Origin of the sequence: Vibrio sp. 10N.261.51.A3 (genome assembly GCF_041471965.1) — a bacterium.
Classification (GTDB): domain Bacteria; phylum Pseudomonadota; class Gammaproteobacteria; order Enterobacterales; family Vibrionaceae; genus Vibrio; species Vibrio crassostreae_C.
In genome coordinates, this window is record NZ_JBFRPK010000011.1 from 45,353 (window position 1) to 52,249 (window position 6,897).

The following is a 6,897-nucleotide window of genomic DNA, read 5'->3' on the forward strand; positions in this document are numbered from 1 at the left end:
AGATATGCTTTTTTAACTGTGAGAAATTATGAAATATTTAGCAATTCTACCAGCGGTATTCGCACTAAGCGCCTGTTCAACAGTGACAGAGTCACCGGTTAGCTACCACAAAACTTCTCCGGGGCTAGAGTCACTACAGAACAACGAAAACTGCTGTGAAAACCTGAGTACAATTCAATATCAAAGCGTTACGAACCCAGAAGAAACATCTGTTTCGATCACCACAGCAAGCCCTAAGATCGAGTTCAAATCGGGCCGATCCTTTGCTGGAGGGCTAAAGCTTCCTGCAACACTAGATGCTATTCGTTTTTCAGTGACTTCAAATGCTAGTTATTCAGCATTCGTTCCGTCACTTTTAGTCTTAGACAAAAATTACCAGCCGCTAGATGTCATTGGCAATGAAAGTATTAAGTACCAACCACTTAGCCTGCTTGATGGTGCACAATATGGCGCGCAAATCGAACTGCAAGAACGTTACTTAAACGGCGAGGCTCCTGCTTACTTGGTCGTATTCACAACCAGCGAAGCACTCGCGGAAACAACTCCTGTCGAAAAACCAAGTGATATGGCGATACGTTCTGGTGATATCCAGGCAAACATCGCTCATAACACGGACTACGCCATCCCTCATTCTGCAATCGGGAAAGTCTCCTTTGATTTTAAATTCACAGCGGTAACCACCGTTGTTGAAGAACAAAACCGTCAAAAGCGAGTTCAACAAATTATTCCAGAATCAACCGTAGCCCAATCAGATTTATTAACGGAAAATACACTGAATAAGAAAGAGGTTTATCAAACTCTTATAGAAAACTCGGTTTCATCTGGAGATTTTAGTGCAGCACTGGCTTACGTTGAAGAATCTGAGCGATTAGGAATCGAAGGGATGCGAAACTCCTTTGTTGACGCGATGAAGCAATATCAAAAAGCACAATAACTCAACCTCAAAGTAGTCGTTTATTTTCTCTCACTTTACCTCTTTTTTGAGCAACGAGAGTTAAATAAACGACTGTTATCCCTTAGCCCTATTCAGGCATAAACGAAAATACTAATTGCTCCAATTCTAAGCCTAATTTGATGAATTCAATATCCAAAGAATAAAAGCCTTTATCAAGCTTAACGGAGAGCCCCTCAACTGAAACTGTCTCGCCATTAGTACCATTCACTGATAGAGACATCGCGTACACGTTATTGAGACTTAAACTACACGCAGATTGAGCCAAAGTGCCACTATCGTAGTTAACAATACCTGCACATCGATACACACCAGCCTGTTTAACTTCCAAAACAATGCTACGGTTTTCTCTGATATTAAGTGGTAATACTATTGCATGTTGCTCTGCCGTCAGAGAGCAAAAGTCTCCATCAGTTTTACTCTGTTGTTTATTAAGATTTTGGGTCGCCTCAAAGCTCTTAACTGGATCAAAAGCGACTAATGGGCGACCCATTGCTGGAGAGTCCATAATAAAACGACAAATATTCATCGCGCTTCGTTGCAACTCCCCTAAGCTCAACGTTCCGTTTTCAAGCGCCTGTAACGTATCGTCATTCGACACGTTATTTTCCGCACCATCATGCTCAACAACCATATAAAGATCATTTTGAGAGCGAATCATAAAGGATGTGTAACTTCGACTTTCAGAGCCACCTTTGATTGGGTCATTCATTTTTGCCCACCAATCCGTCATCACTATCCCTTTATAACCCCACTCCCCACGAAGAATCGTAGTATTGAGGTCGTAATTGGATGCAGCCCAGTGACCATTAATAGGGTTGTAGGAGGTCATAACACTCGAAGCTCCTCCTTGTTTTACCGCTATTTCAAAAGGCTTCAGATGAATCTCACGAAGTGCTCTTTGAGATATAACACTATCAACATCAAACCGTGACGTTTCTTGATCATTCGCCACCAAATGCTTGATTGTGCCAGATACTCCTGCAGCTTTAAGACCAAGAGTTTGAGATGCAGCTATTACCCCTGAGAGAAATGGATCTTCTGAGAAATACTCAAAATTTCGACCATTCAAAGGGTGGCGGTGGATGTTAATCCCAGGACCAAGCAACGTATCAATATGATTGGCTTGCATCTCTTTCCCCACTAAATGAAATAGTTTCTCATTCAGTTCTGGGTTCCATGTACAGCCTAATAATGTACCAATTGGGACTTGAGATGCTTTATGTCCGCTGTCCATTCGGATACCAGACGGACCATCAGCAGCTGCAACGACAGGGATACCTAAATCAAATAAGCTCGGCGAAACACCCCCAAAAGCAGCAGCAGTACCTGGCGTCACCTTAGGGCTGCACATACCTTCCCCACGAACAATTGTCGCTAACTGCTTTACGGTCATTTGCGAGATAAATTCGTCAATGTTCGCTCGCCCCTGCTTAACATCCAGTAAACGAATGCCCGTATCTTCACCAAGAGGAATAGAGCTTGGAAGCTCACTCAGAATACGTTTACTCAAATCAATAGTTCGCAGCGGCACAGATTCGTAATCGCAACTGTAAACACCATTTTCCTCGTTGCCTTTTGGGATCAACCTACTAAATCCGGTGACAGGAGCAAGTGCTTCCGTTAATTGCTCAACAACTAACAGCTCTTCTATTTTAACGCTCTCACTAACAAGCTTTGCCTGGCGAACACTTCCTCCTAGATAAAAGTGATATTCTCCAGCTTCAAGTACGTAACTATTTGGGTGTCCCGTTTTACCGGAGTCATCAAATGATGCGAAGGAAGATAGAGGACATGAAATAGTCAAACACACCGTATCTTGCGGGTCCAAGGTCGGTGTTTTCACAAAACCGATCAGTGCTCGTGAAGGCTTACCAAGGTGACCTTGAGGCGATTCAACATACAGTTGAACCACATCCTTACCACTGTATTTCTCGCCTATGTTTTTAACTTCAATATCGAAGACCAACTCTTGTTCAGAGCCAGAACCAAGAATCGTTAGCGCATTTAATTGATTGGAAAAGCGGGTGTAGGACAGCCCAAAACCAAACTCAAATTGAACAGCTTTAGGATTGAAAGTTTCAAAATACCGATACCCGACATAGATATCTTCTTGGTACAGATTACGCTCTTTATTTCCGAAGCTAGCGCTGGAAGGATAATCAGATAAAGAGTGCGCAATAGTGTCGGTCAAACGTCCACTCGGGCTAACATCACCTGATAAAACATCAGCTAAAGCATGCCCACCTTCCATACCTGCGGCCCAACTATACAGAACAGCCTTAATCGCAGCAGAACCTTTAAGTGAACTTGTCCATGACATATCGATTATGTTGGTCACGTTCAGTATCACAATGACATCATCAAAATATTCTGTCACTTTCTCCAACATTTGTATTTCTAGCGCGGTTAAATTGTAACTACCTTGCTGCTGTGCATTATCTTGATCTTCACCCGCCGTTCGACCGATAAAAATAACGGCTTTGTTAGATTTGGCAACGGCATCCATCACAACTGAATTTGAAAGAGGCATTTCATCTTGAAACCAAGGTTCTGCTGCCCAACCACCTCCTCCGTCATTGAACGGGTTGTCCTTGACCCAACGTTTGTATACCTCCACCAAACTGAGATTAAGATTGATGTTTGGATTCTCATACAAGCCCTGTAATGCATTAACGGAATAAGGGACATTCACAGCTCCACCAGATCCAGTGCCACTTCGGTAGGTATCAATCTGACAGCGACCAAAAAGAGACACCGTATCACTAGCCTGCAATGGCAATATTGAATCACTATTTTTTAGTAGCACAATGCCCTCAGTAGCCGCTTGTCGACTTATGGGTGCAAGCTGCTTCTGTGCTTCGAGAATTTCCACAGTATTCATTTAAAGTCCTACTATTTTTTTACTTAGAGCAAAAATTTGACCTCTCGCTCTAAAAGTTAATATTGTCTTTGTTCAAAAAATAGTAATCTTAACCACGGCGTTTAACTACCAAATAAGCGACAGAAATAGGTAAAATAGCGACATGAAAACCAAGTTTAGACTCCAAAGTCATCAGAGATATCCTCAGATAAAATTTGCCTATGTCGATGGTCATCACGATTTCGACTTTGACGTACATAGCCATGACTTTTCTGAACTTTTCTTAGTTGTGAGTGGTAGTGGAAAGCATACGGTAGCTAGCCACACTTACCCTTTAAGTACAGGAGATGTATTTGTTATTAATGGGGATATTGAACATGGATTTTGTGAAGTAAATAAACTGAAGATTGTAAACTTGATGTTTGATACGGCATTGCCTTTTTTTGAGGTCCCTTCAATGCGTCAAATGCCAGGCTATCAAGCGCTTTTCAAGGTAGAACCAATTGCTCGACAAGCATCTGAATATCAAGCAAAGCTTACGTTATCACTTTCTCAGTTGAAACGAATTAATGGACTTCTACAACAAATCAAATCGGAATACGACAACGCAGAACAGGGGTTTGAAATCATATTGACGAGCACAATGCAGCAACTTGCGATAGAACTTTCTCGGCGATATCAAGAACAGACCCATAGCTTACCAAAAACAACCTTGGCATTGAGCCGTGCTCTCGCACATATTGACCGTCATTACAAAGACGTGGGATTGGATACAGAAGCTATCGCGCAAGCGGCTTATATTAGCAAGCGGCAACTAGAAAGGTTATTCAGGCAGTTTTTAAATACATCCCCAAACCAATACGTCAAAGACCTTCAAATTCGACACTCGGCATCCTTATTATTAAACGACAACAAAAGCATCCAACACATTGCTGAGTCTTGCGGCTTTTCTGACAGCAACTATTTCTCCAAATGTTTTAAGGCCCAAAATGGATGCAGCCCTCGCGAATTTAGAAAGCAACATTCTTCCCATAACTCATAACCCTTTCCCCCTTAAACCTTAAGCCTTAAGCCTTAAGCCTTAAGCCTTAAAAGATTAGATATGTCACACATAAAAAAACCGCTTCTTTCGAAGCGGTCGATGAGTATCTTTGGCAAGAACACATTTGAAATGAAATTCAAATATGGAAGACTCATAGCAATAAAAATGAAACTCTTTGTGCTGCTAGGAAAGAGCTCAACTATTGCAATAAATAGGGATATCGAGAGCCTTGCCCGCCCTAAAGGCAAGGCCGTCATACCACTCCCCCGGTATGCTCGATATCACTTAAGACCCGAAGGTAAAAATTCTACCACCACATGTCAGCTTGAATACCTACAACAAAGTCACCCTCTTTACCCGTGCCGTCTTGCATTTCACCATCAAGGTAAGATGCCATGAAGCGAATTTCTGGAGATGGACCGAAGCCAGAGTGCACAACTAGAGTCGGTGCTACTGTTAGCTTGTAATCATAAGAATTCTTTGACTCACCATTACGGTCTTCGTAGTTGTACATATAACCAGCTTCGGTAGCGATAAAGAAGTTTTCTGAAATTGGGAACGTTGGTCGCACCATTGCTGATACCCAGCCGTCTGTGTCACCATTGTCAAAATCGTTGTACTGGGTTTGAAGAGAGTGGAAAATATTCACACCATTTTCAAAAAAGTACCCACCCCATGCTAAAGCACGTAGTGATACATCGTTTTCATCAACAGCCTTCAAACAAGACGTACCACAACCCGTGCCTGTCGTTAACCAACTTTGATAGTCACTACCAGGCTTGTACGTGTTGTAAGTCGTAAGAGTACCGCCTAAAAGGTTACCCGAACCTAAGCCTTTACCAGCCTGCGCGATGTATTTTGTAAAACCTTTATCTGACAACCCAAAGACAGACTCAGTGTGAACAATTGCCGTCATTTCATAGCCATTCTCAGCGAATGCTTCTGGGCCATTACCAAAACCTAAATCGACCATATTGTCTGGCATATACTTAGCCATAGCGTGAAGCTCAACACTGCCAAAGTTCACGCCAGCATGAAGTGCATGCATGATGTTGTTGCTGTCACCCCAGAAACTTGTATCGCCAGAGTCATCGCTTGCAATATAAGCAAAGTCCCACTTATTGCCACCTAGCTCAACACCTTCAATACCAACACCAGTACCTGACATATCCGTGTAGAAAAAGTCGGTCATAAAGATGTAATTATCTTTACCATAAAAGCGCTTACCACCCCATACAACACCGGTTTCAGATACACCTTCAAACTCGACAAAAGTTTCTGCCATACCAATTTCGCTGTTGGTTGCATCGGCATTGGCACCAAGTTGGTTAGTTGCATATTCCGCATTATTGGCTGCAGCTCGTGTTTTGATTCGAATTTTCTGACCACCGTCATTCTCAAAATTTTTCTGCAGTGCTACTTCAAAGTGGCTATCCGACTCAACACCCAATCGACCTAAACGCTCTTTAGATGCTGGGAACTTTGCACGTTTAAAATCGTCATTTTCACTGAATAGAACACCAGCACGGAAATAGCCGTGAAATTCAAATCCATCCGATTTTTCGGCATATGCAGTAGGTACAGTAGACAAGCCAGCAGTAGCGACTAAACAAGCAAGGGTAAGCTTAGAAAGTTTCATAATAACTCCATGTTCCAAATTATACTTTCAAAAAGAAAGCGCTTTCTTTGTTTTTCTTAAAAAAACCAATCGAACAGATTTAAAGAAGATCAAATCTAAGCCCACATTCACTATGCACTCTTAACCTTATTGGCTTTAACCGCTCAGTTGGTATGGAAAGAGTATAAATGGATCTTGTGAATATAAACCGTGATCAACCCCACCAAAGAAAGCGCTTTCTTATGCATGAGTCACAAAAATAGAGATGTTAAGTATTTTGTTTGAACAATCATGGAACCAAGTAAAATATCACTGTTCACATATTAAGGACGAATTACTCCGTTCAATCACTCAGAACCTGTTTCGGAATACATCGTCGATTATCTTCCTCGAATGCTCGTCGAATCGAGTAGGAGGAGGCC

General features: G+C 42.1%; 4 protein-coding genes. 2 read left to right on the forward strand and 2 right to left on the reverse strand.

The genetic code is table 11. From position 1 onward, the window contains the following. Positions 1 to 28 precede the first annotated feature (28 nt). Positions 29 to 934: a MalM family protein gene (locus tag AB4371_RS03670; protein WP_372148980.1), complete on the forward strand. Its 906-nt coding sequence runs from the start codon at positions 29 to 31 to the stop codon at positions 932 to 934. Between the two features lie 88 nt (positions 935 to 1,022). Here the strand turns inward: AB4371_RS03670 and AB4371_RS03675 are convergent, their stop codons facing one another. Beyond that, positions 1,023 to 3,836 (reverse strand): glycoside hydrolase family 3 C-terminal domain-containing protein, encoded by a 2,814-nt coding sequence (locus AB4371_RS03675; protein ID WP_372148982.1) that lies wholly within the window; start codon positions 3,834 to 3,836, stop codon positions 1,023 to 1,025. 142 nt (positions 3,837 to 3,978) lie between these two features. Here AB4371_RS03675 and AB4371_RS03680 point away from each other — a divergent pair, with 142 nt between their 5' ends. Beyond that, complete coding sequence (locus tag AB4371_RS03680; protein ID WP_372148985.1) at positions 3,979 to 4,857, forward strand: helix-turn-helix domain-containing protein; 879 nt, start codon at positions 3,979 to 3,981, stop codon at positions 4,855 to 4,857. A 307-nt stretch (positions 4,858 to 5,164) separates the two neighbouring features. Here the strand turns inward: AB4371_RS03680 and AB4371_RS03685 are convergent, their stop codons facing one another. Then, the gene (locus tag AB4371_RS03685; protein ID WP_048659629.1) at positions 5,165 to 6,496 is read right to left on the reverse strand and encodes a carbohydrate porin; all 1,332 of its coding nucleotides are present in this window, start codon (positions 6,494 to 6,496) and stop codon (positions 5,165 to 5,167) included. Positions 6,497 to 6,897: the final 401 nt, after the last annotated feature.